This window comes from Corynebacterium freiburgense, assembly GCF_030408815.1.
Taxonomy (GTDB): domain Bacteria; phylum Actinomycetota; class Actinomycetes; order Mycobacteriales; family Mycobacteriaceae; genus Corynebacterium; species Corynebacterium freiburgense.
The window spans coordinates 761,412-788,322 of record NZ_CP047355.1; the positions used below are offsets into that span (position 1 = coordinate 761,412).

Annotated in this window: 24 protein-coding genes, 1 tRNA gene and 1 pseudogene; 18 read left to right on the plus strand and 8 right to left on the minus strand. The window is 50.2% G+C overall.

Annotation, left to right across the window (positions count from 1 at the left end):
• Nucleotides 1–71 precede the first annotated feature (71 nt).
• Complete coding sequence (locus CFREI_RS03485) at nt 72–1,508, plus strand: TIGR01777 family oxidoreductase (RefSeq protein WP_035112296.1); 1,437 nt, start codon at nt 72–74, stop codon at nt 1,506–1,508.
• Here the strand turns inward: CFREI_RS03485 and serC are convergent.
• A complete protein-coding gene (serC, locus tag CFREI_RS03490; RefSeq protein ID WP_027013098.1) occupies nt 1,505–2,632 on the minus strand; it encodes a phosphoserine transaminase in 1,128 nt (375 codons plus the stop codon). The two genes, CFREI_RS03485 and serC, sit on opposite strands and share 4 nt — an antisense overlap.
• Before the next feature lie 86 nt (nt 2,633–2,718).
• Between serC and CFREI_RS03495 the strand changes: the two genes are divergently transcribed.
• The 4 genes from CFREI_RS03495 to CFREI_RS03510 all read left to right on the plus strand — a co-directional run bounded on the left by CFREI_RS03495 (nt 2,719) and on the right by CFREI_RS03510 (nt 6,650).
• Nucleotides 2,719–3,621 carry an aldose 1-epimerase family protein gene (locus CFREI_RS03495; RefSeq protein ID WP_027013099.1) on the plus strand — a complete coding sequence of 301 codons (903 nt, stop codon included), beginning with the start codon at nt 2,719–2,721 and terminating at the stop codon, nt 3,619–3,621.
• A gap of 510 nt (nt 3,622–4,131) precedes the next feature.
• Complete coding sequence (locus tag CFREI_RS03500; RefSeq protein WP_051256059.1) at nt 4,132–5,370, plus strand: citrate synthase; 1,239 nt, start codon at nt 4,132–4,134, stop codon at nt 5,368–5,370.
• A 133-nt stretch (nt 5,371–5,503) separates the two neighbouring features.
• Nucleotides 5,504–5,863: an FKBP-type peptidyl-prolyl cis-trans isomerase FkpA gene (gene fkpA, locus CFREI_RS03505; RefSeq protein ID WP_027013101.1), complete on the plus strand. Its 360-nt coding sequence runs from the start codon at nt 5,504–5,506 to the stop codon at nt 5,861–5,863.
• A 598-nt stretch (nt 5,864–6,461) separates the two neighbouring features.
• A complete protein-coding gene (locus CFREI_RS03510; RefSeq protein ID WP_156907787.1) occupies nt 6,462–6,650 on the plus strand; it encodes a hypothetical protein in 189 nt (62 codons plus the stop codon).
• Here CFREI_RS03510 and CFREI_RS03515 read toward each other — a convergent pair.
• The 3 genes from CFREI_RS03515 to CFREI_RS03525 are packed head-to-tail and all read right to left on the minus strand — an operon-like array spanning nt 6,623 to nt 9,819.
• On the minus strand, nt 6,623–7,126 hold the full coding sequence (locus CFREI_RS03515) for a hypothetical protein (RefSeq protein ID WP_027013102.1): 504 nt from the start codon (nt 7,124–7,126) through the stop codon (nt 6,623–6,625). The two genes, CFREI_RS03510 and CFREI_RS03515, sit on opposite strands and share 28 nt — an antisense overlap.
• A gap of 15 nt (nt 7,127–7,141) precedes the next feature.
• Nucleotides 7,142–8,305 (minus strand): NAD(P)-dependent malic enzyme, encoded by a 1,164-nt coding sequence (locus CFREI_RS03520; RefSeq protein ID WP_027013103.1) that lies wholly within the window; start codon nt 8,303–8,305, stop codon nt 7,142–7,144.
• 11 nt (nt 8,306–8,316) lie between these two features.
• Nucleotides 8,317–9,819 carry a carboxyl transferase domain-containing protein gene (locus tag CFREI_RS03525; RefSeq protein ID WP_027013104.1) on the minus strand — a complete coding sequence of 501 codons (1,503 nt, stop codon included), beginning with the start codon at nt 9,817–9,819 and terminating at the stop codon, nt 8,317–8,319.
• A gap of 771 nt (nt 9,820–10,590) precedes the next feature.
• Here CFREI_RS03525 and CFREI_RS03530 point away from each other — a divergent pair.
• The 7 genes from CFREI_RS03530 to CFREI_RS03560 all read left to right on the plus strand — a co-directional run bounded on the left by CFREI_RS03530 (nt 10,591) and on the right by CFREI_RS03560 (nt 19,022).
• The gene (locus CFREI_RS03530) at nt 10,591–11,418 is read left to right on the plus strand and encodes an aldo/keto reductase (protein ID WP_027013105.1); all 828 of its coding nucleotides are present in this window, start codon (nt 10,591–10,593) and stop codon (nt 11,416–11,418) included.
• Nucleotides 11,415–12,146, plus strand: coding sequence for an enoyl-CoA hydratase (locus CFREI_RS03535; RefSeq protein ID WP_027013106.1), 732 nt, complete (start codon nt 11,415–11,417; stop codon nt 12,144–12,146). The genes CFREI_RS03530 and CFREI_RS03535 overlap by 4 nt, the downstream gene beginning before the upstream one ends.
• Nucleotides 12,147–12,186: 40 nt before the next feature.
• Nucleotides 12,187–14,466, plus strand: a complete 2,280-nt coding sequence (locus CFREI_RS03540) for an HAD-IC family P-type ATPase (RefSeq protein ID WP_027013107.1) — start codon at nt 12,187–12,189, stop codon at nt 14,464–14,466.
• A 338-nt stretch (nt 14,467–14,804) separates the two neighbouring features.
• Nucleotides 14,805–15,149: a DUF485 domain-containing protein gene (locus tag CFREI_RS03545; RefSeq protein ID WP_027013108.1), complete on the plus strand. Its 345-nt coding sequence runs from the start codon at nt 14,805–14,807 to the stop codon at nt 15,147–15,149.
• A 3-nt stretch (nt 15,150–15,152) separates the two neighbouring features.
• The gene (locus tag CFREI_RS03550; protein ID WP_027013109.1) at nt 15,153–16,799 is read left to right on the plus strand and encodes a monocarboxylic acid transporter; all 1,647 of its coding nucleotides are present in this window, start codon (nt 15,153–15,155) and stop codon (nt 16,797–16,799) included.
• A gap of 82 nt (nt 16,800–16,881) precedes the next feature.
• Nucleotides 16,882–17,661, plus strand: a complete 780-nt coding sequence (locus CFREI_RS03555; protein ID WP_051256026.1) for a hypothetical protein — start codon at nt 16,882–16,884, stop codon at nt 17,659–17,661.
• Nucleotides 17,661–19,022, plus strand: coding sequence for a cation:proton antiporter (locus CFREI_RS03560; protein ID WP_051256027.1), 1,362 nt, complete (start codon nt 17,661–17,663; stop codon nt 19,020–19,022). Before CFREI_RS03555 ends, CFREI_RS03560 begins: the two co-directional genes overlap by 1 nt.
• 4 nt (nt 19,023–19,026) lie before the next feature.
• Here the strand turns inward: CFREI_RS03560 and CFREI_RS03565 are convergent, their stop codons facing one another.
• On the minus strand, nt 19,027–19,860 hold the full coding sequence (locus CFREI_RS03565; RefSeq protein ID WP_035112302.1) for a DUF1906 domain-containing protein: 834 nt from the start codon (nt 19,858–19,860) through the stop codon (nt 19,027–19,029).
• Nucleotides 19,861–20,032: 172 nt separating this feature from the next.
• On the opposite strand from CFREI_RS03565, the gene CFREI_RS03570 reads away from it, so the two are divergent.
• From CFREI_RS03570 to cobF, 3 genes are all read left to right on the plus strand, one after another.
• Nucleotides 20,033–20,105, plus strand: a tRNA-Arg gene (locus CFREI_RS03570).
• Nucleotides 20,106–20,240: 135 nt separating this feature from the next.
• Nucleotides 20,241–20,519 (plus strand): cg0963 family protein, encoded by a 279-nt coding sequence (locus tag CFREI_RS03575; protein WP_027013111.1) that lies wholly within the window; start codon nt 20,241–20,243, stop codon nt 20,517–20,519.
• A gap of 71 nt (nt 20,520–20,590) precedes the next feature.
• A complete protein-coding gene (gene cobF, locus CFREI_RS03580) occupies nt 20,591–21,328 on the plus strand; it encodes a precorrin-6A synthase (deacetylating) (protein ID WP_027013112.1) in 738 nt (245 codons plus the stop codon).
• On the opposite strand, the gene CFREI_RS03585 is transcribed toward cobF, so the two are convergent.
• Genes CFREI_RS03585 through CFREI_RS03595 form a run of 3 tightly spaced genes read right to left on the minus strand, consistent with a single transcriptional unit; the run spans nt 21,325 to nt 22,876 of the window.
• Nucleotides 21,325–21,579, minus strand: a complete 255-nt coding sequence (locus CFREI_RS03585) for a mycoredoxin (protein WP_027013113.1) — start codon at nt 21,577–21,579, stop codon at nt 21,325–21,327. The two genes, cobF and CFREI_RS03585, sit on opposite strands and share 4 nt — an antisense overlap.
• Before the next feature lie 28 nt (nt 21,580–21,607).
• Nucleotides 21,608–22,075: a dihydrofolate reductase gene (locus CFREI_RS03590; protein ID WP_027013114.1), complete on the minus strand. Its 468-nt coding sequence runs from the start codon at nt 22,073–22,075 to the stop codon at nt 21,608–21,610.
• Nucleotides 22,076–22,876: a thymidylate synthase gene (locus tag CFREI_RS03595; RefSeq protein ID WP_027013115.1), complete on the minus strand. Its 801-nt coding sequence runs from the start codon at nt 22,874–22,876 to the stop codon at nt 22,076–22,078.
• A gap of 467 nt (nt 22,877–23,343) precedes the next feature.
• Between CFREI_RS03595 and CFREI_RS03600 the strand changes: the two genes are divergently transcribed.
• The 3 genes and pseudogenes from CFREI_RS03600 (at nt 23,344) to nagE (ending at nt 26,904) form a co-directional block, all read left to right on the plus strand.
• Nucleotides 23,344–23,673: a hypothetical protein gene (locus CFREI_RS03600; protein WP_035112303.1), complete on the plus strand. Its 330-nt coding sequence runs from the start codon at nt 23,344–23,346 to the stop codon at nt 23,671–23,673.
• A gap of 323 nt (nt 23,674–23,996) precedes the next feature.
• Nucleotides 23,997–24,821, plus strand: coding sequence for a PRD domain-containing protein (locus CFREI_RS03605; protein ID WP_035112305.1), 825 nt, complete (start codon nt 23,997–23,999; stop codon nt 24,819–24,821).
• Between the two features lie 28 nt (nt 24,822–24,849).
• Nucleotides 24,850–26,904, plus strand: a pseudogene (gene nagE, locus CFREI_RS03610) (N-acetylglucosamine-specific PTS transporter subunit IIBC).
• The last annotated feature ends 7 nt before the right edge of the window (nt 26,905–26,911 follow it).

Below are 26,911 nucleotides of genomic sequence, written 5' to 3' on the forward strand. Positions count from 1 at the left end.
CAATAAACTTGCCACCATGTCAGTGTTATAGATTTTGGCATGGTCGTATCAGCAAAATATTAGGAGAAACAATGGCATTCCACTTTTATAACGAAGCAGTGTTTGATTACCCATTGAGTGATGTGCATAACTATTACGAATCTCCAGGTACCGTAGTGCGCTTAACGCCTGATTGGGCGGCCACTGTGGTGAAAGAGCCCACAGCCGGGTTTTCACCTGGTTCACAGACGGAATTTGTAATGGGACCACCGTGGGCACAGGCGCTATCGCATAAAAATCTAGGTGCACGGTGGGTGGCAGAGCACACGGTTCTTCAACCTCATGAACGATTTGTTGATGAGATGCGATCTGGACCAATGCGCTCATGGATTCACGAACATGAATTTGAAAACACTAAGGAAAATAAAACTATTGTTCGCGATAAAGTGAGCTATGAAATGCCACTGGAATTTATCGTTCGTGCGCTTCCGGAACGTTTGCAAGCGCTTACTGAACAGGGTGTGAATGCTCAACTTCGACGGATGTTTGCGTATCGCACGGAACAAACCGAAGCGGATCTAGAGTTCCAAGATTTTATGCGGGAATATGTCTCGGAAAGGGATCAGAAAACCTTTGCAATTTCTGGCGTGACCGGATTGGTGGGGACGGAGCTTTCCGCACTATTACGTTCAATGGGCCATAAGGTTCGGCGGCTAGTTCGGAAATCTAGCGGTGCGCAGGAGGAAATTGTTTGGGATCCAGCAAATGGGTTTCTTGATGCAAATGAACTCATAGGAGTGGATATTGTTATTCATCTTGCGGGCGCCCCAATCGCTGGCAGGTTTACTGAGGAGCATAAAGATCGGGTCTACCATTCGCGTATCGACTCGACGCGCACTTTAGTAGAGGCGATGCGTACCGTTATTGATCAAGGTGGTCCTCGAACCCTGGTATCGGCTTCGGCGACGGGGTGGTATGGGCGCGACGTCGAAAATGTTTCGGAAGACGCTGAGCCTGGGGATGATTTTCTTGCCCATGTATGTAAAGACTGGGAACGTGAAGCAAGCGAAGCTGAAAAGTTTGGGGTGCGGGTTGTTCGGGTGAGAACCGGACTGGTGCTTTCGGCGCGGGGCGGCATTTTGGGTGCACAATTGCCGTTGTATTTTGCCGGTTTGGGTGGGCCATTGGCGGGCGGTGACATGTGGCTGCCCTGGATAGGCATTGAGGATCTTATTCGAACCTATTGCTTCGTTTCGCTTAATAGTGCGATTTCTGGACCGGTGAATGCAGTATCCCCAAATCCGGTGCAGCAAAAGACTTTTGCGCGAACACTTGGCAGTATTACACGCCGTCCAAGTATTGCCCCAACCCCAAAATTTGCGCCGAAACTATTGCTAGGTGAGCAGGGTGCACAGGAACTTGCACTAAGTTCCTGCAAAGCGATTCCAAAGGTATTGGAAAAGGCGAAGTACCCATTCCGGCATCCAATGCTAGAACAGGCACTTTCGCACACATTAGGGAGGTATTAGTCGGCTGCGGCGATGCCGGAATCGAGAATATAATCGATTGCTTTGGTGAGCGTGACGATGTCGGCGGAGTCGATGGCAGGGAACATACCAATGCGCAGTTGGTTGCGGCCAAGCTTGCGGTAAGGCTCCACATCGACGATGCCGTTAGCACGCAGGGTCTTGGCGATTTTCGCGGCGTCGATAGTGTCTGCGAAATCGATGGTGCCTACCACGAGGGAACGTTTTGCGGGGTCGGTGACATAGCAGGAAGCTTCAGGACGGGCATCGGCCCAGGTATACAAGCTTTTCGACGACGCGGTGGTGCGCTCCACCATGCCGGCTAGGCCACCATTGGCGTTCATCCACTGGACTTGATTATCCATAAGCAGAAGGGTGCTTACAGCTGGAGTGTTATAGGTCTGATTCTTGCGGGAATTATCCACGGCTGTTTGCAAGCTTAAAAACGCTGGGATAAAACGATCAGATGCATGAATCTTGGCGATGCGATCAATCGCAGCTGGGCTCATAGCGGCAAACCATAAACCACCATCTGAAGCAAAACATTTCTGCGGAGAGAAGTAGTACACATCGGTTTGGGAAATATCTACCGGCAGACCACCTGCACCTGATGTAGCGTCGATAGCCACCAGGGCGTCGCCATCCGGGCGAATTACTTCAGCCATAGCGCCGGTGGAAGTTTCATTATGAGCCCAGCCAAGGAGATCACAGCCCTCCATCGCCTGTGGTGCGGGGGCGTCGCCTGGTTCTGCGGAAACGATTGTGGGTTCGGCGAGCCATGGTGCTTTTTTCGCCGCCGAAGCGAATTTGCCTGAAAATTCACCAAATGAAAGATGCCCGGACTTATTTTCGATTAACCCGAAGGTTGCAGAATCCCAGAACGCGGTGGCGCCACCCAATGACAAAATAATCTCATAACCATCAGGAAGTTGGAATAGATTGCTGAGACCTTCACGGATCGATCCAACAACATTCTTTACCGCAGGTTGACGGTGAGATGTGCCCATAATTGTGGACTGTCCATCAACGATGGCTTGCACCTGTGCGGCGCGAACTTTGGACGGGCCACAGCCGAAGCGGCCATCGACGGGAAGAAGTTCTTGTGGGAGAGAGGGGAACTCGGACATGTCGAAGCGAAGACACTTTCTGTGAGCGTACAAAGGGTGCCCACTACTTTAGTCCCCTACGCATCGATTCGGCGTACCCTGGGAATATGACTGCTGACATTGCCCTCAAAAGTGGGAGATATCATGCCTGGATCACAAGCCTTGGTGGTGGCATACGTGGTCTTACATTAGGTGGGAAAAACCTGACTGATACATATGCGGCAGGAACCCCCGCGCCACTCGCCTGCGGAGTAATGCTCGGACCGTGGCCCAACCGAACCGCAGACGGAATCTTCTCCCACCGTGGACACATCTACCGGTTACCAATCAATGAACCTGAACGAAATAACGCGATTCACGGATTTATTGGAAATGCAGAATGGGAGGTAAAAGCTGCTACACCAGATTCGGCTCACCTGGAATATATGTTAGAGCCTCAATCTGGGTGGCCCTGGCGAATGAAGTTTGAAAACCATTATCAACTCAGTGACGACGGCCTTGCCTGTACAACCCGGGTAACTAATATGTCCCGCCACCATATTCCTTTTGGAATTGGTGTGCACACATACATTAACGCCCAAGATGCGCCGCTTAATGACTGTACCCTCCATGTACCAGCCAGCGAACGGCTTCCGTTAGACCCTGATCGAAACCTACCGTGTGGTCCACTGGCTTCTGTGGCAGGAACCCAATTTGACTTACAGAATCGGCCGTTGGCTGGGACGTGGCTTGATGATGCATTTACTGTAGCCAAAGCCGCAAAGATCGAGTGTTCTGTAATGAACTCTCGTAATACTGGTTCGAAACTTTGGTTTGACGGATCGTTTGGTTGGGTCCAGGTGTATACGGCACCTGATTTCCCAGGGCGCGGCAGGGCAGTAGCTATTGAGCCAATGACATGCCCACCAAATGCGTTACGTACCGGTGTTGGGTTGATATACCTCCAACCCGGAGAGCATTGGGAAGCATCTTGGGGTGTAGCGGGGGTAGGTGGTGAGGGTAAAAAGTAAATCTTGCAAAGATTTACTTTTTTGAACTTCTTTTATTTGCAGTAGTGGCACCACAGGTGATGAAGGTGCTTTGTATTCTGTGTCACAGAGTTTGGAAAATTCTGTGACACTCTCTTTTTTCTAGGGCTATGAACTGGGTTATCGTGCAAAAACGGTACCGCAAAGTGGTTTTTTACTTCATTTTTTGTCAAATATATGAGGCGCATTATTGGAAGGGTGTTCATTTTGTGAGTCTTTCTTTTATGGCTCCAGCGCGCTGTAAAGGTTCGCTAATTCAAGCACAACCGTGTGGCTAAAACAGCAATACCGGTATAGGTTGTAGGCATGCCCGCCAGGTGTGAAATGCGTGTGTCTTTATCTGAACCATACGGGGATCTCGCCCAGAGGTAATGGATCGGCGGTTGGCGCAAACGCTGGGTAAGGGCCTTGAAACCTACGTTCGAAAGGTAAATAGTGGCTACTGATAACAAGGATAAGGCGATACTTCACTACCCCGGTGGTGAGTTCGAAATGGACATCCTCAAAGCTGCCGAAGGTAATGATGGTATTGCCCTGGGTAAATTGTTGAGCGAAACCGGCCTTGTCACCTATGACCCCGGCTATGTGAGCACCGGTTCCACCGAGTCCAAGATCACCTATATTGATGGTGATAAAGGCATCCTCCGCTACCGTGGTTACGCCATTGAAGATCTTGCCGAGCACGCCACCTTTAACGAGGTTTCTTACCTCCTTATCAAAGGTGAGCTTCCAACCCAGGAACAGCTTCTGAAGTTCAATGACGACGTTCGCCACCACACCCTCCTGGATGAGGATTTCAAGGCGCAATTTAGCGTGTTCCCACGTAATGCACACCCAATGGCTGTGCTCGCTTCATCCCTGAATATTCTTTCAACCTACTACCAGGATTCCTTGAATCCGCTGAATCCAGAGCACCTGGAAAAGGCCACCGTCCGACTTATGGCCAAGGTCCCAATGCTGGCGGCATATGCTCACCGTGCACGCAATGGTGAGCCATATATGTACCCAGATAACTCGCTCAATGCTCGGGAGAACTTCCTCCGCATGATGTTCGGCTTCCCAACCGAGCCATACGAGGTTGATCCGCTACTAGTCAAAGCCCTTGATCAGTTGCTTATCCTGCACGCCGATCACGAGCAAAACTGTTCTACTTCCACCGTTCGCATGGTTGCTTCCTCGCAAGCAAATATGTTTGTGGCAGTGGCTGCTGGTATCAATGCGCTTTCCGGCCCGCTACATGGTGGCGCAAACCAAGCTGTTTTGGAAATGCTTGATGAAATCAAGGCTAATGGTGGTGACGCCACTGACTTTATGAACCGCGTGAAGAACAAGGAACCTGGCGTTCGCCTAATGGGCTTTGGTCACCGCGTATACAAGAACTACGATCCTCGCGCAGCCATTATTAAGAAGACTGCACATGAGGTCATTGAAAAGCTCGGCGGAGATGACACCCTCGAACTCGCCATGAACCTTGAGGAAATTGCGCTGGCTGACGATTACTTTATTAGCCGTCGCCTGTATCCAAACGTTGACTTCTATACTGGCCTTATCTACCGCGCAATGGGATTCCCAACGGACTTCTTTACCGTCCTCTTCGCTATGGGCCGTCTACCAGGCTGGATTGCTCAGTACCGTGAGCTCATTGAAGATCCAACTTCAAAGATCTACCGTCCACGCCAGCTTTACACTGGTGAAACCCTGCGTCCATTTGTGCCTCGCGACCAGCGCTAAGCAACGGTAGCGAGTTTTCTAAGGCTGGAACTGATCGCAATCCGCGTATAATTAGCGGATATGTGTGATCAATTCCAGCTTTTTATTGGTTTTGGTTATTCGCTTTGCACGTACAACTAAGGAGTATTCCCTCATGGAAAAACCCCAGATTGAGGTCCAACCGGGCCCTGCACCAGAAGATGTTGTCATTGTAGACATTGTTGAAGGTGACGGACCCGAAGCTCAGCCGGGTGGCATGGTGGAGGTCCACTACGTTGGCGTGGATTTTGAAACTGGTGAAGAGTTCGATTCCTCCTGGGATCGTGGTCAATCCATCGAATTCCCGCTGCACGGACTAATTGCAGGTTGGCAGGAAGGTATTCCTGGCATGAAGGTTGGTGGTCGCAGGCAGCTAACAATTCCACCAGAGGCGGCATATGGTCCTGCTGGTGGTGGACATCCTCTATCTGGTCGGACCCTGGTCTTTGTGATTGACCTTCTGAATGTCGGTTAGTGCTTTTTAAAGCAAAAGCCGCTTTTGGCATTGAAAGTACTGCACCTTGAGTTGTTGTGGCGATGTAGCTTGCCCAAAATCAAGGTGCAGTATTTGCACCTAGTGGAGCTTGCTGGTGGTTTGGTTGGGGGGGGCTGCTTGGACGCTGGTTGGTCTTTTCGGGCTGCTGGCCGGACTTTTTTGGGTGCTGGTTGGGCGTGTTGTCACAGATTCCATTTTTTCGGCGGATTTTCGGGCGATTTTATGGAATCTGCGACACGATAGGTAGGGAACCTGTCACAGATTCCATTTTTTTCGCTGTTTTAATGGAATCTGCGACACACCCCAGGTCAACGATTGTGCGCAATGTTGGTTGCTGTCACAAATTCCATTTTTTCAGCGGATTTTATGGAATCTGCGACAGTAGGGATGAAAACATCACTAGTTCAATAGGGTGAGCCTATTAAACCGCAGGAAAAGCGGCTCAAAGGCTTGGGAAAGCCCAGCCCACACCCTGAAAAGCAGAGACGGCCAGATCAACACCAGTCCACACCCTGGAGCACCAGCCCACACCCTGAAAAAGCGGTCTGCACCCTCAGAAAAACCACCCCATCCCGAAGTGGCAAACGCGCTTTCAAAGGAAAACTCACCAGCTGGCTCTCAGGCGCACATGCTATCTATTGCGCCAGATTGGGTGCATGCAACTGACCAGCGCCAACTGTCCATCAATACTAATTCCAATATGGCGAAGTTCGGCGGTGCGATTGGTGCGAGTGTAGATCACTTCAATACCGTGTGTGTGTATTGAAATTTCGCTTCAATATGATGCTCGCCAGTAAAATCTTCACTGGTAATAAAATAGTGTGGCCGATCACGAATATAGCTTTGGTCTCGAATTTCTTGAGATCCCATGGTCAGCCCGATTGCTTGCGGGTGGGTAGCTTCAAGACCAAATAAACTTGCAATATCAAAGCTCCGCAGACCTACCTTTTTATCGAGTTCTGCAAGCTCGGCTTGGTGTTCGCTATGTGGAAATAGCGGATCTTTACTATAGTCCGTGGAACTCAACCACATGATCGGCGATCCATCGATTGTGAAGTACAAGGTGCTGTGGCTGGGGGTATGTTGTGGTTGTTGGGTAAGCACAACGCCCGGTGCGAATTCGTGTATTTGTTCAGCTGTTTCCGGAGCGTAATTCCATTCCCAGCCTTCATACTCCCACCATTGCCGATGTTCAGCGAGTTCGGTGAGTATTTTGGGGGAGTGAAATGATCCAAGCACCATTGCTTATGCTCCTTTCTATCGTATTTTCGCAGCTGCTTGTACGGCTTCACTAACTGCATGCGCCACGTGAGGATTTAATGGGGAAGGGACTACGTGTTCGGCATCAAGGTTTACTGCGGCGATCTCTGCAATGGCACGGGATGCCGCGAGTTTCATTTGTGTAGTAATCGAGGTTGCGCCAGCAGCCATTGCTCCATGGAAAATACCTGGAAATGCGAGGACATTATTAATTTGGTTTGGTAGGTCGCTGCGGCCAGTGGCAACGACGGCGCCGTATTTTGCGGCGAGAGCTGGTTCGATTTCGGGATCTGGGTTTGCTAGCGAAAATAGAATCGGTTTAGGGGCCATATGTTGGAGTTCTTTTTCACGAATATGGCCACGGGAAAGACCGATAAACGTATCGGCACCTTCAAGGGCTTCGGTAACGCCGCCCACGATTCCGCGCGGGTTTGTAAGCTCCGCAAGTTCTTGTTTAATAGCGTTTAGTGGGGTGCGTCCCTTATGAATTATGCCACGGGAATCAAGCACAGTGATATCCCGAACACCTGCACCAATGAGAATTTTTGTGCAGGCCACACCGGCGGCGCCAGCGCCGGAAATGACGACCCGTAAATCCCCGAGTTCGCGGCCAAGTAGCGAACACGCATTTTGTAGTGCTGCCAGAATAACAATGGCGGTGCCGTGCTGGTCATCGTGCATAACCGGAATATCAAGCGCATCGTTAAGGCGCCGTTCGATTTCAAAACACCGGGGCGCAGAAATATCCTCAAGATTAATGCCACCAAAGCTTGGTGCCATAGCGGTAATCGTCTCTACAATCGTATCGACGTCCGTGGTGTTCAGAACGATCGGAACCGCGTTAAGGTTTGCGAACCTTCCGAATAATTGGGCTTTGCCTTCCATAACGGGAAGAGCGGCCTTGGCACCAATATTGCCGAGTCCAAGTACGGCTGTGCCATCAGAAACAATGGCGACGGTTTTGCCGACCCAGGTGTAATCCCGAATTAAGGATGCATCATCGGCAATCGCTTCGCATACGCGGGCGACACCTGGGGTATAGGCGAGGGATAGGTCGCGGACGGTTTCCAAGGGTCGGCGTGAAGTGGTGCTAAGTTTGCCGCCGATATGGGCGTCGAAAATCTCGGAATCCGTTAAAGCGCCGTAGTCATGGTCGTTCATGACTCATAACACTAGATCAGACGTGCGGGAAGTGCCTCATAGTGCCGGAAACGTTGCTCGCGTCCCACGCGTTGTGGGTTGTTTTCCAATTGCCAGAGCGTGTGATTTATATGGGCGATAACATTTTCAATAAATTCCGTTGGGTGCTCGGCTGCATCGCCATGCTCGGAAATAAGACCGTCAACAATGCCAGCATCGAGTAGTGCGGGTGCGCCGACTCCTTGTTCTTCCATCATTTGGGCGGCGTGATTGGTATCGCGATAGATAATGGCCGAAGCCCCTTCTGGGGGTAATGGTGATAGCCAAGCATTTTCTGCCGCCAGGACGCGATCTGATGGCAACATGGCTAAAGCAGCGCCACCACAGCCTTGGCCGAGGATAACGGATATGGTGGGGACGTCGACGTCGACAAGCTCCCCAAGCGTACGTGCAATGGAACCAGCCATCCCGTTTTCTTCGGCGGCTTGGGAAAGCTCGGCGCCGGGTGTGTCAATAATGCTGATAAGCGGTAGCTGCAACTCATGTGCGAGTTGAATTCCACGTCGGGCAAAGCGGAGAGCTGCAGGCCCAAGCTCGGTTTTTGCGTGCGGTGGCTGATTGTGGCGGTCCTGGCCAATAAGAACTACTGGTCGATTTCCTAGGCGAGTTAATGCGACGGTAACGGCTGGGGAGCGGCGGCCCTCACCGGTGCCGGAAAGTTCGATCCAATGTTTGGCAAGTGCGGCTTTCAGTTCTCGCACTCCTGGTCGATCTATACGGCGGGTGCACTCAATGGCATTCCATGGCCCCTTAATGGATGTAGGGTCCGGAACGGAAGGGGCGCTTGGTTCGGTATATTGCTGGCTTGGGCGAAGGACGTCGATAATTTTTCGTACAGCTTCCCGTAGCTGGGTTGGTGAAATAACGCCGTCTATAACCCCATGTTGAGCTAGGTTTTCACCGGTTTGGACACCATCGGGCATTGGAATGCCGGTGGTGAGTTCGACGACGCGGGGCCCCAGGAACCCAAGGAGTGCGTCGGGTTCTGCAAAAGTAAAATGTCCCGCAGACCCCCAGGAGGCAAGTACCCCACCGGTTGTTGGGTTCCGGAGATAAACCAAGAACGGTAAGTGCGCATCTTTGTGTCGATACACTGCCGTTGTGATTGAGACCATAAGTGCGAAAGCGGGGGTACCTTCTTGCATTCGCGTGCCCCCAGAGGACGGGGAGATAAGCAGAGGGAGTCCTTGGTCGGTGGCGCGGTGGATTCCGGCAATAATGCGTCGTGCTGTAGCTGCGCCAATCGATCCGCCGAGGAACGCAAATTCACTTAATACAAATGCCACTCGGGTGCCACCGACAGTGCCTTCACCAGTGATTACAGCTTCATCGACTCCGCTTTTTTCGCGTGCTTTTTTCAATGCTTGCTGGTATTGCTCGGAGATGTCTCCGTATTCGGGTGGAGTATCCCAACTTACAAAAGAATCGTGGTCGAGAACTTGGCGGATAAGGTCGTGGGCACCGGTACGAGTCATACACAGAATCTAACGTGTTGCGGAATATGAAACTGGGGTTTCCAACACAATGGGGGTGATGCGTGAACTTTCCTGGGGTGCGTTTGATGAAAAGGCACTTTTATCTTGTCTCCAGTGGGACTGGCCCTATGGCCTGGGGAAATGTGGTGGTGGGTTGTGGGTGATGTGAAATCTGCCTGATTTCGGGGTGTCGGGTGTCAGATCTGCCTGATATTTTGGGGCGGGTCGGCTGGTTTTTCAGGGCTTTCCGGGGGTTTGAGCTGGTTTCCTGGGGTGTGGGCTGGCTTTCCGAGCCTTCGAGCCGCATTCCCTGCGGTTTGATAGGCGCACCCTATTGAACTAGATATGTTTTCATCCCTACTGTCGCAGATTCCATAAAATCGCCTGAAAAAATGGAATTTGCGACAGCAAGCAACATTGCACACAATCGTTGACCTGGGGTTTGTCGCAGATTCCATAAAAACAGCGAAAAAAATGGAATCTGTGACAGGTTCCCTACCTATCGTGTCGCAGATTCCATAAAAACAGCCGAAAAAATGGAATCTGTGACAACACGCCCAACCAGCGCCCAACCAGACCCCCAGGAAGGACCAACCAGACCCAAAAAGACCGACCTGCGCCCGAAAAGACTGAGCACCTCCCACCCAACCCCTACCAAATCCCAGGCCGCCGGACGCACACAACAAAACCACAAAACCAGGCCAAACCACAAACCCCAGCACAATCCAGTCCAACAAACGGAGAGCAGTTCATCCGTGTTTAATGGGGGACATGAATATTCCTTCAATCACACTCAATGATGGCACCCCAATGCCGCAACTTGGGTTTGGGACCTGGCAGCTCGTTGATGAGCAGTGTTATCCGGCTGTTCGTAAAGCCATTGAGCTTGGCTATCGTCATATTGATACTGCCGCGATTTATGGCAATGAAGAAGAAGTCGGGCGAGCAGTCAGGGATGCTATCGCTGCTGGGGACGCTACCCGCGACGAACTGTTTATTGTGACGAAATTGTGGAACAACCAACACCATGAACCGGAAGTTGCGTTCCAACAATCACTGGCCCGTTTAGGGTTAGATTATATTGATCTTTATTTATTGCATTGGCCATGTCCAAAGCAGCAGCAATATATTTCGGCATTTGAGGGAATGGCACATATTCAGGGATTGGGGACTGTGCAGTCTATTGGGGTGTGTAATTTTTACCCAGCGGCCCTTATTGAACTCATTGAAAAAACGGGTGTGGTTCCTGCTGTGAACCAGATCGAATTGCATCCCGGGTTCCCACAATTTGAATTGCAGAAACTCGATAAGGAATTGGGAATTATTACAGAATCTTGGTCTCCATTAGGGCAGGGAAAGATCCTTGCGGAGCCAACCACGGTGCGTATTGCACAAGTACATGGGAAGACCCCGGCACAGGTGATCCTTCGGTGGCACATTCAACAAGGTTTAGTGCCATTGCCAAAGTCTGCACATAATGATCGCATTGCGGAAAATCTGAATATTTTTGATTTCCAACTTACGGAAGCCGAAATAGCGGAGTTAAGCGCCCTGGATTCCGGACGAATTGGCCCCGATCCAATGGAGTTTCCCGAATGATTATTCAACAACGAGACGGGCATTTGCTAACTATTGTGTTGGACCGTGACCCACACCGAAATTCACTAACTACAAAGGTGTGCTCGGAAGTGGCGGATGCAATTGATGCAGTGGAGTCACCCGATATACGTGCGGTGCTTATTCGTGGAAGGGGATCCGCATTTTGTGCCGGCGCTGATCTTAAGGGCGGAGTGTATGGGGATGACTTCCATGGTGCACTTCACCGGATGTTGCGCAGTATTTTGGAGTGCCCAGTGCCTGTGATTGCCGACGTCCAGGGCCCCGCTGTTGGTGCTGGCACTCAGCTCGCATTGGCGTGTGACCTTCGTGTTGTTGGTGACGGTGGTTGGTTCCGGGTGCCACCTGCTGAACTGGGTTTCGCTCTGGACAATTGGACTATACGGCGTGCAGTATCCATGCTCGGTGGTTCTGTTGCCCGATCCGTGTTATTGGCTGCAGAAAAAGTCGATGCTGATACCGCAGCCGCTGTAGGGTTTGCGAATTTACGTGGAGACGCAGATGACGCATGGGCATATGCACAACGAATTGCAGGCTATGCACCATTGGCATTGCGGCAATTAAAAGGTGTGCTTAATGATGAGGGATTTGGCTTTACATTGCGCCCAAATCAGCAGCAGCTTTATGACCTTTGCTGGTCTAGTGATGACGCCGCAGAAGCCCGCTCGGCTCGTGCAGAAAAACGCTCTCCAGTATTTAAAGGGCAATAACAATAACCGGTGAGGTCATTCGTCGCTATTATCTTCTGGTATGACGTATACCTCACCTTTTGGCCTGACTGCTCAAGAAGTTGCTGATCGGGTACAGGCGGGGTTAGTGAATCGCCAGCCACGTCGCACCGGACGTAGCGTGGGCACCATTATTCGCACGAACGTTTTTACACGGATTAATGCGATTTTGGGGGTGCTGCTGTTTATTGTGCTTTCGCTCGGATCGTGGATTAATAGTGCGTTCGGTACATTAATTATTGCCAATTCCGCTATTGGCATTATTCAAGAACTGCGGGCAAAGCGAACACTGGATAAACTTACGATCCTCGGGGAATCATTACCCACAGTGATTCGAGATGGCCAGGCCCAGGAAATCCTGCGTGATGCATTGGTATTAGATGACCTTATTGAACTTGGTTCGGGAGATCAGCTGGTTGTTGATGGGGAAGTCCGATCGGCTGATGGGCTTATGGTGGATGAATCCATGCTAACGGGGGAGTCCGAACCGATCCTCAAAAACATTGGCGATCAAGTATGGTCTGGATCTTATGTTGTAGCAGGCGCCGGCACGTATCAGGCAACCGCGATTAGTGAAGATGCTTATGCTGCGAAACTCGTGGCAGAGGCTGGGAAATTCCAATTAACCGATTCGCACTTGCAGGCGGGGATTGACCAGATTCTTCGAACTATTACTTGGCTATTAATTCCTACCGGTTTACTTACCGTGTGGACGCAATTATCGCGGACTGGAGAACCACTACGAGAATCAATTTTGGCAATGGTTGCCGCGCTGGTTCCTATGCTTCCAGAGGGTCTGGTGCTTATGACCTCCATTGCCTTTGGTGTGGGCGTTGTACGGTTGGGGCGTCGAAAAGCACTGGTTAATGAATTGCCGGCGATTGAAGGTCTAGCTCGTGTCGATGTGGTGTGCGTGGATAAAACGGGCACATTAACTGAAAACCGCATGGAGCTAGCAGAAATAAAGGAGCTTATCGACGCCCCAATTGCGCGGATTTTAGCCTCCTTTGTGGCTGTAGAAAACCGCCCAAACGATACATTGCAAGCGGTTGCAACAGTGGATGCTGAGCCTTTTGAAGTAATTAGTTTTGATGCCTTTGATTCCGCAAAGAAATTTGCATCTGTGAACTTAGAGTCGCACGGGCGTTGGTATTTGGGTGCCCCGGATGTTTTGGTAAGCCGCAGTGATGCCGAAGCGGCCGAAGCTCTGGCAGCCCAAGGTTTGCGCGTGCTTATGCTTTGCGATGAAAATCGAACACCTGCAGCACTTGTTGTATTGCGTCAGAAAATCCGTGATGATGCGCTAGATACTCTTGATTTCTTCCGGCAGGAAGACGTTGATGTAAAGGTTATCTCCGGCGATAATGCGGCGTCGGTAGGCGCGGTGGCTCGTGAACTTGGTCTTTGTGGTTCGGTGGTTGATGCACGGCAACTTCCTGAAGATCCTGAAGCATTTCGGCAGGCCATTGAACAGCACACTGTATTTGGGCGAGTGACTCCCGAACAAAAACGAGAAATGGTTCGGGCTTTGCAAGAAAACGGGCATACAGTAGCCATGACTGGTGATGGTGTGAACGATGTGCTTGCCTTAAAAGACGCCAATATTGGTGTTTCCATGGGATCTGGATCCCCGGCCACACGTTCTGTTGCCCAGGTGGTCATTTTGGATAATCGATTTGCATCTTTACCCCATGTGGTAGCGGAAGGACGACGCGTTATTGGCAATATTGAGCGGGTAGCAAATCTCTTTCTTACAAAAACCGTCTATTCCGTATTAATGGCGCTAATTTTTGCGATAGTTGGGATTAAATTCCCATTCCAAGCAATCCATGTGACGGTAACCGCATGGTTTACCATTGGCATTCCAGCTTTTATCCTTTCACTTGCCCCAAACTACGAACGGGCACGACCTAATTTTGTTCCTAGAGTGCTGCGTTTTGCGGTGCCCTCTGGAATTACTATTGGGACTTTTACTGCGGGCATGTGGCTTTGGTTATATCCAGGTGCAGCTGCTCCTGAAGAGCTCAAAATGCAGGTTGGTACGGCAGCGCTTGCCGCATTGTTGGTAATGGCTTTATGGGTATTGGGGATTGTGGCGCGACCATATACCTGGTGGAAAGCTCTTTTGCTGCTAACGTCTGTGAGTTTTTATATTGTGCTGTTTTCAACACCATGGCTAGCGAACTTTTTCTTGCTGCACCCAGAAGACCATGGGTTATTGTTGCGAGGTCTTGTTGTAGGGGCATGTGGCGCCGCAATCATTGAAGGTTTTTGGCAATTGCGTCGGTTGAATCAACGCTAACTGAAAAGGCATTGTGCACTCCCTATATTATTGAGCACTCCTAATAAGAGGGTGAACTGTGCCACAAACAAAATTTGCAAACTTTGCAGATGTAAAGATTGTGTGGTTTCGGGGGTGAATGAGTGAAATCTTTACATGCTGGTTACGGGGATTTCGGGGGTAAAAGCTTAGCGAGAATTGATCAGACGTCTCTATTCCACTTCCAAATTGCAATGTGAGCTGGGTAACTTGGCTTCAGCAACGAATGTAGTGACGATTGCAGGAAACTTGAAAATAGTTTTCTGTACGCCACTACTTCATCCATTTGACGACAATGCAGAAAGCGAGGCGATCATCCAGTGAGCGCCAACCCTCAGGCACACTCGGGACGTCGTGAACCTACGGCGGCAGAATTCCGTGCCATGCAGGAGGCCCCTCAATTTATTGAGCTGAAAAAGACATTCCGGTCTTTTACCTTCCCAATGAGCGCGGCCTTCTTTGTTTGGTACATCGCATACGTGTTGATGGCAACCTACATGGGCGACACAATGGGCAAGGTGGTCTTTGGTTCCATTAACGTTGGAATCCTGCTTGGACTTGCCCAGTTTGTCACCACGTTCATTATTACCTGGTGGTATATCAAATTTGCCAATAAGCAGATTGAGCCTCGCGCCGCTGCAATCCGGCAAGAAATGGAAGGTTAATCCATGCAAAACGCACTTGTCGTAGCGCAAGAATCCTCTGCGGGAAACCCAATCCTGAATATTGCGGTATTCGTTGCTTTTATCGTGGTAACGATGGCGATTGTAATGAGGGTAGGTAAATCCACCTCGGAAGCTTCAGATTTCTATACCGGTGGCGCATCCTTCTCCGGTACGCAAAATGGTTTGGCCATCGCGGGTGACTACCTTTCCGCAGCATCCTTCCTGGGTATTGTGGGCGCCGTAGCACTCTCCGGTTATGACGGCTTCCTGTACTCCATCGGTTTCTTCGTGGCTTGGTTGGTGGCTCTTCTTTTGGTTGCGGAGCCGCTGCGAAACACCGGTCGTTTCACTATGGCGGACGTATTGTCTTTCCGACTTCGGCAGAAGCCTGTGCGACTTGCAGCGGCCTTTGGTACCCTCGCTGTCTCCCTTTTCTACCTAATCGCACAAATGGCCGGAGCGGGCTCTTTGGTTTCGGTACTTTTGGATATCCACGACAAGAGCTCTCAGGCTATTGTTGTGGCGGTTGTGGGCGTCATTATGATCTTGTATGTTCTGCTTGGTGGCATGAAAGGCACCACATATGTGCAAATGATCAAGGCTGTTCTTTTGGTCGGTGGCGTGGGTGTTATGACGCTAATGATCCTATGGTTCGTAAAAGGTAGCTTCTCCGAACTATTGGAGCAGGCCGTAAATATGCATGCCAGCTCGGAAACCCTCCAAAAGGCTGGATATGATGCACGCGAAATCTTGGAGCCAGGCCTGAAATATGGCAAAAACGACCTTACAAAGCTGGACTTTGTTTCCCTTGGCCTCGCCCTAGTATTGGGTACCGCAGGTCTGCCACACGTGCTTATGCGCTTCTATACGGTTCCTACCGCTAAGGAAGCTCGTAAGTCTGTGACCTGGGCGATTATCCTTATTGGTGCGTTCTACCTTATGACCCTTGTCCTCGGTTACGCGGCTGCCGCTTTTGTTGGTCCAGACCGTATTCTCGCAGCACCAGGTGGCGCGAATGCCGCTGCACCGCTGCTTGCTCTTGAACTCGGTGGATCCATCTTTATGGCTATTATTTCCGCAGTGGCGTTTGCTACCGTGTTGGCTGTGGTCGCAGGTCTGGCCATTACCGCTTCCGCTTCTGTGGCTCATGATATCTACCACTCGATTATTCGTAGCGGTAAATCTACAGAAGAAGAGCAGGTTCGGGTTTCTCGGATCACCGTAGTGGTTATCGGTATTTTGGCCATTATCCTGGGTATTCTTGCGATGGGGCAAAATGTTGCGTTCCTGGTGGCACTGGCGTTTGCTATCGCCGCTTCCGCTAACCTGCCAACGATTTTGTTCTCCCTCTACTGGAAGAAATTCAATACCGCTGGTGCGGTTTCTGCGATGTACACCGGCTTAATTATGGCTTTGGGTCTGATTATTTTCTCCCCAGCGGTTTCCGGTGCTCCAAATGCAATGTTCCCGAATGTTGACTTCGCACTCTTCCCGCTCGCAAATCCGGGTATTGTCTCGATCCCAGCAGCCTTTATTGCGGGCATTATTGGAACCTTCTTAGGATCCCCAGACAATTTGGATGACCTCCAGGCCGAGATGGAAGTTCGTTCGCTTACCGGCGTCGGCGTCGAAGCCCCAGTCGATCACTAGAACGAAAAATTCTATCCCCCTTTTTCGGTAGCTCCACCCCTTCGCCGCACGTACGGCCGGGGTCGGGGCTATTATTTTCTTCATGAATTCTCGAGCTGTGACGGCGGCCCCAGTGGTTGTCGCTTTGGTAGCATTCGTTGCCATGCCGTTTGCTGCCGTCTATGGAGGGGCACAGCCAGCGCTTGGGCAAGCGGAGCTGAGCAGTGCTGGTATTTACCAGGATGGGACACAACCTTTGCAACAGGGTGAGGTTGACACTTTTGTAGAAAATACAACAGGCTCCCAGGTAACGGTTTTCCGTATGCATGACGGTTTTCACACGGGCAGTGCGACGGAACGCTTTGCACGTCCTGCATTGAGCCTTATTAAATTGTATATCGCCGAATATGTGTTAGAACACGGGGAATTAAAGGATCGTGCTGATGCGTTGGAAATGATCCGCAGCTCCGACGATAAAATTGCCGAAAAGCTTTTTGAAAAATATCCTGAGTCTATAGATACTACTGCAAAAGAATATGGGTTAATTTCCACAAAATCACGTGATACCTGGGGGTATAGTGTCACGTCTACATATGATGTGGTTTCGTTTGTATCTCAGAAACTCCGCAGAAATCGCAATGACCCAATCTTACGGGCCATGAAAGAATCCGATGCGGTAGCCGCAGATGGTTATAAGCAGAATTTTGGCACCGCGATTTTGCCGGGTGTTATCGGCACAAAGTGGGGTTGGTCAAATGACCTAACATTGCATTCATCCGTTTCCTACGGCGATGATTTCGTGGTTGCCGTGGCTATTTCTGGTACCGCCGAAGACCTGACAGACTTAGTGGAACTACAAGTCGCCGGTCTTATGGAGGAATAATGCCCGAACCTTTGGTTCTCGCTGCCGGAGCCTCGGTTCCGCCGGAAGCCATTATCTCAATGATGTGGATTTCCATAGCAGCGCTAACCTCACCACTGCTGAGTTATCTTGTGCGTAAGAAAATCCCAGCGGTGGTGTTTTTGCTCATGCTTGGTGTGCTTATTGGGCCTCAGGTTTTAGGTCTTGCGCATGCTGATGAAAGTAATGCCATGTTGCGGGAGCTTGGCTTGGGCATGTTGTTTTTACTCGCGGGCTGGGAAATTAATCCGGATTCTATGCGTGGACGCCAAGGCAAGTTTGCTGCTGGAACGTGGGTATTCAGTGCGATTTTTGCGTTTTGTGCGGCGCTGGTGCTGTTTTGGGGCGATAGCCTCGCGGCCGTCGTTATTGCGGTTGCAGTGACATCAACTGCAATGGGTACATTATTGCCGGTTATAAAAACGGCGGGCGTATCTGAACCAGTAAGCAGGGGAGTCCTTGTGCATGGGGCGGTTGGTGAGCTGGGGCCGATTTTTACAATGGCGTTACTGCTTTCCACCCGCAGTACATGGCTGACCCTTATCGTGTTATTGGTGTTTATGGGTGGCGCATTGATTATTGCGTTTGTGCCTCGTACTGTTGCGATTATTGCACCGTGGATTGGTCCTGCGGTTCGTGACGGTGCCAGCCATACCGCACAAACCGTTATGCGTGCGGTGATTGCGCTTCTTACGGTGCTTATGGCGCTTGCTGCTGTATTTGAATTAGATGTTGTTTTAGGCGCGTTTGCTGCGGGTTTAATTTTGCGTGCATTAGTGCCGGTACGGTCACGGAAAACCGTTGAGGCCCGCCTTGATGTCATGGGTTATGGCCTACTAATTCCCGTCTTTTTTATTACCTCTGGAATGGCCATCGAGGTTACCGAAGTTATTCGCGCACCAATGATTGTGCTATTTTGTGTCGTTGTTATTTTAATTGCTCGTGGCCTGCCTATTTTTCTTGCCGAACGTTTCCTTAATACCGGCTCAGGTTTGCGCACTGTGGGGGAGCAATTACAGCTGGGTTTATATTCCGCGACCGGCCTTCCAATTATTGTTGCGGTTACTGAAATTGCGCTCTCCCGCGAGCTTATCGACGCCGCGCTCGGCTCCATACTAGTTGCGTCCGGCGCTATTACAGTCTTGCTTTTCCCAATCCTTGCTGGTGCTATTCCCAAACAGCCCAAAGTTGAAAACCCAGATGATAAAGCCAAGCAAGAAGCTGCCGCCCGTGCTGAGGATAAAGAATTCCGGCGTGCCAAAGCGTTGAAAGAGCGCAAAACCCCCAAGCCTCAACGACCCCAAAGCAGTACCCTTGAGGCCGGAGACATCACCCTAGATTAGTAGGCTACGAAGACGATGTTCCAAGTGCCCTAATAAGTGTGGATATTGAGTCTGTACTCGCATTATTATTTGCATTTGGCGCATCGTCGGTATTTGGGGGGACCACGATATTCCCCGGTAGCCACTGGCCCCAATCGGCGGCATATACATTATTAATATCCACTTCGACACCATCGATATGTGCCCGATAACCGGCCTTTTGGTGAACATGTGCCCGCGGGTGCAATTTGCCTTGCGAACCCCAATCGTGCTGCCAATAAAATTCTCCGAGTCCATCATTAATGGCCCATTCAATTGTGCTGTAATTGCCATACACACCCATTTGCAAACTCGCCGCAGCTAGAGCGTTTTTAAAACTCTCAAGATAGGGGCGGATTTGGTTAACATACTGGTCCCGGGTGGGGTTATCGTCAATTGCCACATAAATCGGCCGCTGAGTTGGTCCTCCGGCCGCGAAATGCAAAGCGATTGCTTGCGGCGCATGGGTGAGCGCACCTGCCGCCCCTGCTTTCCAATCCGCCGTTTCTGCTTTGCCGAATTGATAGACACTGGCCGTATGTAGATGCTCTGTGGCCATTGCCCTTGTCTCATTAAGAGTGACTGGTTTGCCGAGCATCCACTCCGCGCCTGGGCGGCGCTCCGAAACATACCGAATGGCCCCCATATGTCCAGCTTCGCGAATGGCGCTTGCGTTAGGAACATGAGCGGAAAAATCGATCACCGTGCCGAGAATAGGGGCGGCGTTTGCGGTTGCCGATTGCTGCACAGCGGCGGCTCCAATTGTGCCTGCGGCAAGGGTATAGGCCGTTGATTTTAAGAAATTCCGGCGGGAAATCATAGTGCTCCTCAAAGGTTTGTTGCCTTGGCTATCTTGCAAAACAGCACAAAATAACCACAAGGACAACATAGATTGACAATTTTCACATTAGCAACAGTGGACGGTTTGGGGTAGCCCATGCCTTGAGCTACTATTTCTATCGGCGGCTCGCTTCGTATATGAACAAGCCCAAGCCCTAGTAGCTCAGTGGATAGAGCACGGCTCTCCTAAAGCCGGTGTCGGAGGTTCGATTCCTCTCTGGGGCGCTTTATTTTGCGTCGAATTATCCATGTGATGTTGCCTGTACAGCGTGTTTACCCCAATATAGGGATTTTGGCCCGCTGCCTATGGGCGAGCGCATACACTTGGGGGACATTGTTTTTCCATTTTGGAGGTATCACATGGCGGAATTAAAGCCTACGTTTACTGATGTTGACGCTCGTAAGATCATCACTAAGTTAGTTGACTCGAATGGTTTTGAGTATCTTTCCGTCGAGGAGATTTCTGAAGATGGTCAGTCCACCACTCAGTTGCTGCGTTTGAATATGTATGACGCAAAGCGGTTGTCTCAGGCTTGCGATCTTTTTATGCAGCGTAGTGTGGCGCGTAACTTTGCTGATCTTTCGGGGCACCTTACACCTACTGACCGCGTGGATATTTTTGGCGAAGATGACGATTAATTTCGCGCGTTAGAATAAAGGCCTGCCTGCATTGCGGCAGGCTTTTTTCGTGGAAGGTCCAGGTTTGTAATATGCGCAGGTTGTTTGTGATTGGCATCGGGGCGGGGAGTCCGCAACATGTAACGCTGGAGGCGGTCGATGCGCTTCGGGATGTTGGGGTTGTATTGGCGTTTGATAAGGGGGAGTCGAAGGATGCGTTATTGGCGTTACGGCGCGAGATTTTGGCTAACCATGCTCCTGATATACCGCTGGTGCTTATGCCGGATCCCCCGCGTGATCGAAACCCTGAACAATATATTGGGGAGGTTCGCCGATGGCTCGATGAGCGCGCTGCATTGCTTGAACATGCGCTTATTGAACATACTGAGGAGGGTGAAGCTGCAGCGATTTTGGTGTGGGGTGATCCTTCCCTTTATGATTCCACGCTTCGAATTATTGGCCAGCTTGGTATTGAGGTAGAAACTCGTGTTATTCCGGGGATTACTGCGATTCAGGCATTAACGGCGGCGCACGGAATTACTCTTAATACTATTGGTGGGGAAATTATTATTACCACTGCCCGTCGGTTTAGCATTCGGGAAGACCAGAACAATTGTGTGGTGATGTTGGATGGAGGTGCTGGTTGGCTAGCGAGTAAGGACCCCGATGCGGAGTTATGGTGGGGGGCTTATTTAGGGATGGAGCACCAGGTAATTCGTCATGGACGCATTGCGGAGATCGGCCATGAGCTTGCAGAGCTTAAGGAGGAGCTACGCAAGCAATATGGCTGGATTATGGATATCTACCTGGTGCGGAGTAGCGCAGCTTAGCCGCTAAGTTCGGCGAGTTTTTGGCGAACGTCTGCGGCTGGTGGGTTGGTGGCGTGGGTGCCATCAGAGTATTCGACGGTGGGCACGACACGATTGCCGTTATTTACGGATTTCACCCATTCGGCCGCGGCTTCGTCTTGTTCGACGTCGATATTGGTATAGGGAGTGCCGCTTCGATCAAGGGAGTTCTTTAGACGAACGCAGTGCGGGCACCAGGAGGTGGTGTAGAGGGTGATGTGATCTTTGCTCATGATAGTTGTAACGTGCGTCGCCTAAGAATCATTCCGCGCGCTGCCAGGTCTGAAATTTGTACCGTACCCCCGTCTTGGATTCCCGCCATTCGCTTTCGGATATGCATTTGAATTCGGCGGGGATTTTGGGGGCGTAAACGGTATGTTTATCGGCGGCGACGGGGGCGTCGATAAGCGTGCGCTCAATTGTTTGAACGATGTCGAGGGTGTTGGCGTATACCCTGCCTCCGCCAATAATCCATCCATGTTTGGGCAGTTGCTTTACGACGGTCGCGCCCGTAGACCAGGTGCCTTCGCTGCGGGTACTTAGTACGTAATTTCGGCGACCGGGGAGTGGTTTAAAAGGGAGGGATTCCCAGGTGTTTCGGCCCATAATTATTGGTTCGCCAAGGGTTGTTTGTTTGAAGTGCGCAAGGTCTTCGGGAACATCCCAGGGGATGGTATTTGCATGGCCAATAATGCCGTCGAGGTTTTCTGCCCAAATTGCTTTTAGCATTTAAACAGCTACCTCGCCACGAATGGCCGGGTGTGGGTCGTATCCAATGAGTTCAATATCGCTAAGCTGATAATCAAACATTGATTCAGCCTTATTAAGCTTGAGTTGTGGATATGGCCGAGCCATACGAGAAAGCTGTAATGCTACCTGTTCGCGGTGGTTGTCATAAATATGGCAATCGCCACCAGTCCAAATAAATTCTCCCACTTCCAGCCCGGCTTGCTGTGCAAACATATGCGTTAACAACGAATAGGAAGCGATATTAAACGGCACACCTAAAAACATATCGGCGCTCCGTTGATACAACTGACACGACAATTTACCTTGGCCAACATACAGCTGGAATAGCAAATGACATGGCGGCAGCGCCATATTATGTAATTCCGATACATTCCATGCAGAGACTATATTTCGCCGGGAATCTGGATCCTTCTGGAGGAGTCGCAAAGAATTGCTAATTTGGTCGATGTGCTGCCCATCTGGTGTTGGCCAACTGCGCCACTGGACACCATAAACTGGCCCCAATTCCCCCTCTGGGGAAGCCCACTCATCCCAAATGCTAATGCCATTATCGTGTAGGTATTGGATATTGGAATCCCCACGAAGGAACCACAATAACTCCCCAACAACCGACTTAAAATGCACTTTCTTTGTGGTAATCAGCGGAAAAAATTCCTGCAGATCAAAGCGCATTTGTTGGGCGAACAAGCTTGTTGTTCCGGTGCCGGTGCGGTCGTCTTTCCGGCAGCCTTCCGCCAAGATCTTATGGAGCAAATCCTCGTACGGGGTAGGGGCGTTCATGTCACATAGTCTAACCATTGCGGCAAATCGCCGGTTGACCAAATGGTTGTGCGACTTGGAGCTTGGGGTTATGTGCAAGTATTCTAGTGTGAGGTTACGGATAAGGAATCACTTCTAAACCACAGAGTGTTAGGGCTTTTTGAGCAATGTGTTCGTGAATTTGTAAGGACGTAATTGTTACAAATAGGATTTTATTGTGCTTCAAAGAGCTTCATTCGTAGCAAATAGTGCTACCGTGAATGTGTGGGTGTTTATTTTTTAAATTACCCTACAAAAATCTTAACAACTCGCCCAAAAGTGTCTTAAAGGGAGTTTTCTTTGTGATGGTTTTGGGAAATAAATCTGGCAGGTGAACACGTGTTTCAGAAGCAGCACCCTGAAAACGGACTGCCTGGGAATGGGCACCCATAAGGATGCTATCCCGTAGAATTTTGCGCAAGAGATCTTCACATGAAGTGGAAACGGTAATGGAAAATAGTTTACGCACTGTATTTTTTGTTCACAGGGATGAGGGCGCAGACGAACGCCAGAGTGATGGAGTTCATCTTTGTGTGATCCCTTCCCGTGAAGACGGCAAAATTTACTTCTACTGCAATGAGTACATGTTGATTTGGGACTCATTGGAAGATGTGGGGGAATTGGAAGACGCCATTCCAATTGATGGTGAAACAAAGATTCGACCCGCCACATTGGTTGAAGTGTGTGACGCTGGCTTAGCTGAGCTTGTTGATCTTGTAGTGCAACATGAACGCGGTGACGACGGGCATATCCACGCCACGTTTATGCAGCTTCCGTAAGGCCCATCGGGCAATCCTAAGAAAAGCGTAAGCGTGATGCCCGTTTCTTCTCCCTATATGGAATTAAAGCCCATATAACACCCCCGAATGTAGCTATAACATTTCGGGGGACTTTCTGTTTGCCCTGCTCAAACCGGCTGCACATTTTGGAATCAATGTGTTCTGATACACATTCTTTGCTCTGCGTGATTCAAATTATAAACTCAGGTTTGTATTACCACAGTGGGTGTTACTGACACGATCAGGCATTACCGCCAAGCCAAAACGCAGGCTTATTCTCGCAATAGGGCTGTGTTTCCATCTCCCCAAGGAGTGTTGTAGCTATGGTTGCGCCTGATCTTCGCATTGTGCGTGTGCTCAGCAACAATGCTGTGCTTGCTCGCGATCATGTTGATGAGCGCGTCATGGTGGGGAAGGGTATTGGTTTTGGGCGGAAACCTGGAGACATTGTTACCGTAGATCCCACTCACAGGCAGTACATCGAACTCAGCTCGGATAAAGCACAATATTTAGAGCTCTTGGGTGTTATTGATCCCCGAATTTTAGAAACCATTTCTGCAGCTATTGATTTTGCAGTAGAGCTTTTAGGAGAACTACATCCATCGGTATATGTGGTTCTTGCAGAGCATCTTTCATTTGCTGTAGAGCGTGTGGGGCGTGGGGAAACCATTGAGTCCTCATTATTAAACGAAGTCCGAGCGGTATTTCCCGCAGAGTTCAATGCGGCAGAACTCATCGTGAGCTACATTAATGCGAATCTTGATGATGTTAGTCTGCCGGTCGACGAAGCCGTCTATATTGCCCTTCACTTAAAAGCAGCCCGTTCCGGGGTGACTGTAAAACAGCCACTAGCAACAGCAAATGCCGTGGCTGATTTGGTTTCCCTGGTGCGAAAACGCCTGGGGCTAGAGCCTACAGATGGCCTTGTTCTTGAACTCACTCGTTTGAATAAGCGCATTCGATCCGGCCGTTTTCGCACGAATGCTGCTGGCCGCGCTATTCGCCGAGAAATGTTTGCTGATTATGTTCTTAGTGAAGAAATAATCCGGCACATTTTGGGAGCTTCAACATTATCGCGTGCCACTGAAGGTGAAGTGGCGTTTCTTGCTGTTTTCCTTCATGGATGGCGGCAAGAGCAAGCATTATGAAAGGAACATTGTCGTGAAATCCGCAGTAATGACGAGCCTGCAGCGGCTAGGTAAAGCGCTGATGGGCGTTGTTGCGGTACTGCCTGTTGCAGCACTTTTAATGGGTATTGGTTATCAGCTTGATCCTGAAGGCTGGGGTAGTGGCAATCTTTTTGCTTCGATATTGATTAGTTCTGGTGCGGCAGTACTTGACCATCTTGGTGTTATTTTTGCTATTGCAATCGCATTCGGGTTAGCAAAAGATTCCAATGGTGCCGCTGCGCTTTCGGGATTTATCGGGTTTAGCACAGTAACCGCATTGATTGGCCCAAAGGCAGTGGCAGGTTATCAGGGGGTGGATTATGAAAACCTTGAAGGTGATGCGGCGATTGAGTGGGCGTCGCAAGGTTGGGCCGCTGTCGGCGATAAAAACGTGCTTATTGGTATTGCTACCGGTTTATTAGCAGCTTGGGCATATAACAAGTTCCATACAACGCGCCTGCCGGATGCCTTGGCATTTTTCTCTGGGCGTCGGTTGGTACCAATTATGACGGCATTATTGTCCATTGTTCTTGCTGGTGTGCTGTATTTTGTGTGGCCATTCCTCTATTACTATCTTTTCACCTTCGGCCAATGGATTCAGGGTATGGGTGCGCTTGGCGCAGGTATTTATGGTGTGGCTAACCGGTTATTAATTCCTACTGGTTTACACCACGCATTGAATTCAATTTTCTGGTTTGATGTTTTGGGCATTAATGATATTGGCAAATTCTTAGAGGGTGGCAAGACTATTTCCGCTGCTGCCGCTGCTACAAGTGCTGCTGATTGTCCTGGCATTTGGGCTGATGGAAAGTGCACGGTGGAAGGTGTTGTTGGGCGCTACCAAGGTGGCTTCTTCCCTGTGATGATGTTTGGTCTTCCAGGCGCTGCCTTGGCAATGTATCTTCGCGCGAAGCCTTCTCGCAGGAAAGTTGTCGGTTCGCTTATGTTGGCAGGCGCGCTATCTTCATTCCTGACGGGTGTTACTGAGCCTTTGGAATTCTCGTTTATGTTTGTTGCCCCATTGTTGTATGTGGTGCATGCATTGCTCACTGGTATTTCACTGTTTATTGCGGCATCAATGGAATGGACCGCGGGCTTTGGGTTCTCCGCTGGTGTTATTGATATGGTCCTTTCTTCGCAAAACCCATTGGCACAGCAATGGTGGATGCTATTGGTACTTGGCGTTGTGTACTTTGGCGTGTACTTCGGAATCTTCTATTTCCTTATTGACAAACTCAACCTTAAAACCCTTGGTCGAGAGGATGAAGATGAGACAGATGCGGGCGCCGAATTATCCGGAGACGCGGATATGGCCGAGGTGGCACGCACGATTATTGAAGGCCTAGGTGGTAAAGATAATGTTGATACGCTGGACTACTGTGCAACTCGTTTACGCGTGACCATCCATGATTATGTAAAAGTCAGCGAATCGAAAATCAAAAAAGCTGGTGTTGCTGGAGTGATCCGTCCTTCTCAAAAGAGCGTGCAGGTAGTCATTGGCCCAAGTGTTCAATTTGTGTTTGATGAAGCAGCCCGCCAGCTCGGTAAATCAGACATTGAGCAAACAATTTAAAAGGAAGTTTGTCTCATGTTTGGTTTTGGAAAGAAGAAAGTACATTTGCAACGCCCTTGCGCAGGCCAGGTCGTTCCGATTACGGATGTTCCTGACCCGGTATTTTCCCAAGGTATTGTGGGTGAGGGTTTTGCAGTGGTGCCGGAAACCACGACGGGTATTTTCCAGGTGTGTGCTCCTGCGAATGGCACAATTGTATCGATCTTTCCCACCTTGCATGCCTTTGCAATGAAAACCGAACAAGGGTTGGAACTGCTTGTGCATGTTGGATTGGATACCGTATCCCTTCAAGGTCAAGGTTTTACCAGCATGGTAGCCCGCGGTGATACGGTCTCTGCAGGTGATGTGATACTGCGTGTCGACGCCACCGTGCTTACAGACCACGGATGTAGTTTGATCACCCCAGTGGTTGCTACCAATAAAAAGCAGGTTTCTTCATTAGCGCTTCAACCTACCAATGACATTGTCTGTACAGTGACCCTTGCCTAATTCATAA

Bases quoted from the DNA above. Each gene is read 5' to 3' on its own strand.
- CFREI_RS03515 (WP_027013102.1), bottom strand. From the start codon at position 7,126: ATGGTGCTTGGATCATTTCACTCCCCCAAAATACTCACCGAACTCGCT.
- serC (WP_027013098.1), bottom strand. From the start codon at position 2,632: ATGTCCGAGTTCCCCTCTCTCCCACAAGAACTTCTTCCCGTCGATGGC.
- CFREI_RS03495 (WP_027013099.1), top strand. From the start codon at position 2,719: ATGACTGCTGACATTGCCCTCAAAAGTGGGAGATATCATGCCTGGATC.
- cobF (WP_027013112.1), top strand. From the start codon at position 20,591: ATGCGCAGGTTGTTTGTGATTGGCATCGGGGCGGGGAGTCCGCAACAT.
- CFREI_RS03595 (WP_027013115.1), bottom strand. From the start codon at position 22,876: ATGAACGCCCCTACCCCGTACGAGGATTTGCTCCATAAGATCTTGGCG.
- fkpA (WP_027013101.1), top strand. From the start codon at position 5,504: ATGGAAAAACCCCAGATTGAGGTCCAACCGGGCCCTGCACCAGAAGAT.
- CFREI_RS03540 (WP_027013107.1), top strand. From the start codon at position 12,187: ATGACGTATACCTCACCTTTTGGCCTGACTGCTCAAGAAGTTGCTGAT.
- CFREI_RS03550 (WP_027013109.1), top strand. From the start codon at position 15,153: ATGCAAAACGCACTTGTCGTAGCGCAAGAATCCTCTGCGGGAAACCCA.
- CFREI_RS03560 (WP_051256027.1), top strand. From the start codon at position 17,661: ATGCCCGAACCTTTGGTTCTCGCTGCCGGAGCCTCGGTTCCGCCGGAA.
- CFREI_RS03600 (WP_035112303.1), top strand. From the start codon at position 23,344: ATGGAAAATAGTTTACGCACTGTATTTTTTGTTCACAGGGATGAGGGC.
- CFREI_RS03485 (WP_035112296.1), top strand. From the start codon at position 72: ATGGCATTCCACTTTTATAACGAAGCAGTGTTTGATTACCCATTGAGT.
- CFREI_RS03585 (WP_027013113.1), bottom strand. From the start codon at position 21,579: ATGAGCAAAGATCACATCACCCTCTACACCACCTCCTGGTGCCCGCAC.
- CFREI_RS03555 (WP_051256026.1), top strand. From the start codon at position 16,882: ATGAATTCTCGAGCTGTGACGGCGGCCCCAGTGGTTGTCGCTTTGGTA.
- CFREI_RS03525 (WP_027013104.1), bottom strand. From the start codon at position 9,819: ATGACTCGTACCGGTGCCCACGACCTTATCCGCCAAGTTCTCGACCAC.
- CFREI_RS03535 (WP_027013106.1), top strand. From the start codon at position 11,415: ATGATTATTCAACAACGAGACGGGCATTTGCTAACTATTGTGTTGGAC.
- CFREI_RS03575 (WP_027013111.1), top strand. From the start codon at position 20,241: ATGGCGGAATTAAAGCCTACGTTTACTGATGTTGACGCTCGTAAGATC.
- CFREI_RS03520 (WP_027013103.1), bottom strand. From the start codon at position 8,305: ATGAACGACCATGACTACGGCGCTTTAACGGATTCCGAGATTTTCGAC.
- CFREI_RS03590 (WP_027013114.1), bottom strand. From the start codon at position 22,075: ATGCTAAAAGCAATTTGGGCAGAAAACCTCGACGGCATTATTGGCCAT.
- CFREI_RS03605 (WP_035112305.1), top strand. From the start codon at position 23,997: ATGGTTGCGCCTGATCTTCGCATTGTGCGTGTGCTCAGCAACAATGCT.
- CFREI_RS03565 (WP_035112302.1), bottom strand. From the start codon at position 19,860: ATGATTTCCCGCCGGAATTTCTTAAAATCAACGGCCTATACCCTTGCC.
- CFREI_RS03500 (WP_051256059.1), top strand. From the start codon at position 4,132: ATGGACATCCTCAAAGCTGCCGAAGGTAATGATGGTATTGCCCTGGGT.
- CFREI_RS03530 (WP_027013105.1), top strand. From the start codon at position 10,591: ATGAATATTCCTTCAATCACACTCAATGATGGCACCCCAATGCCGCAA.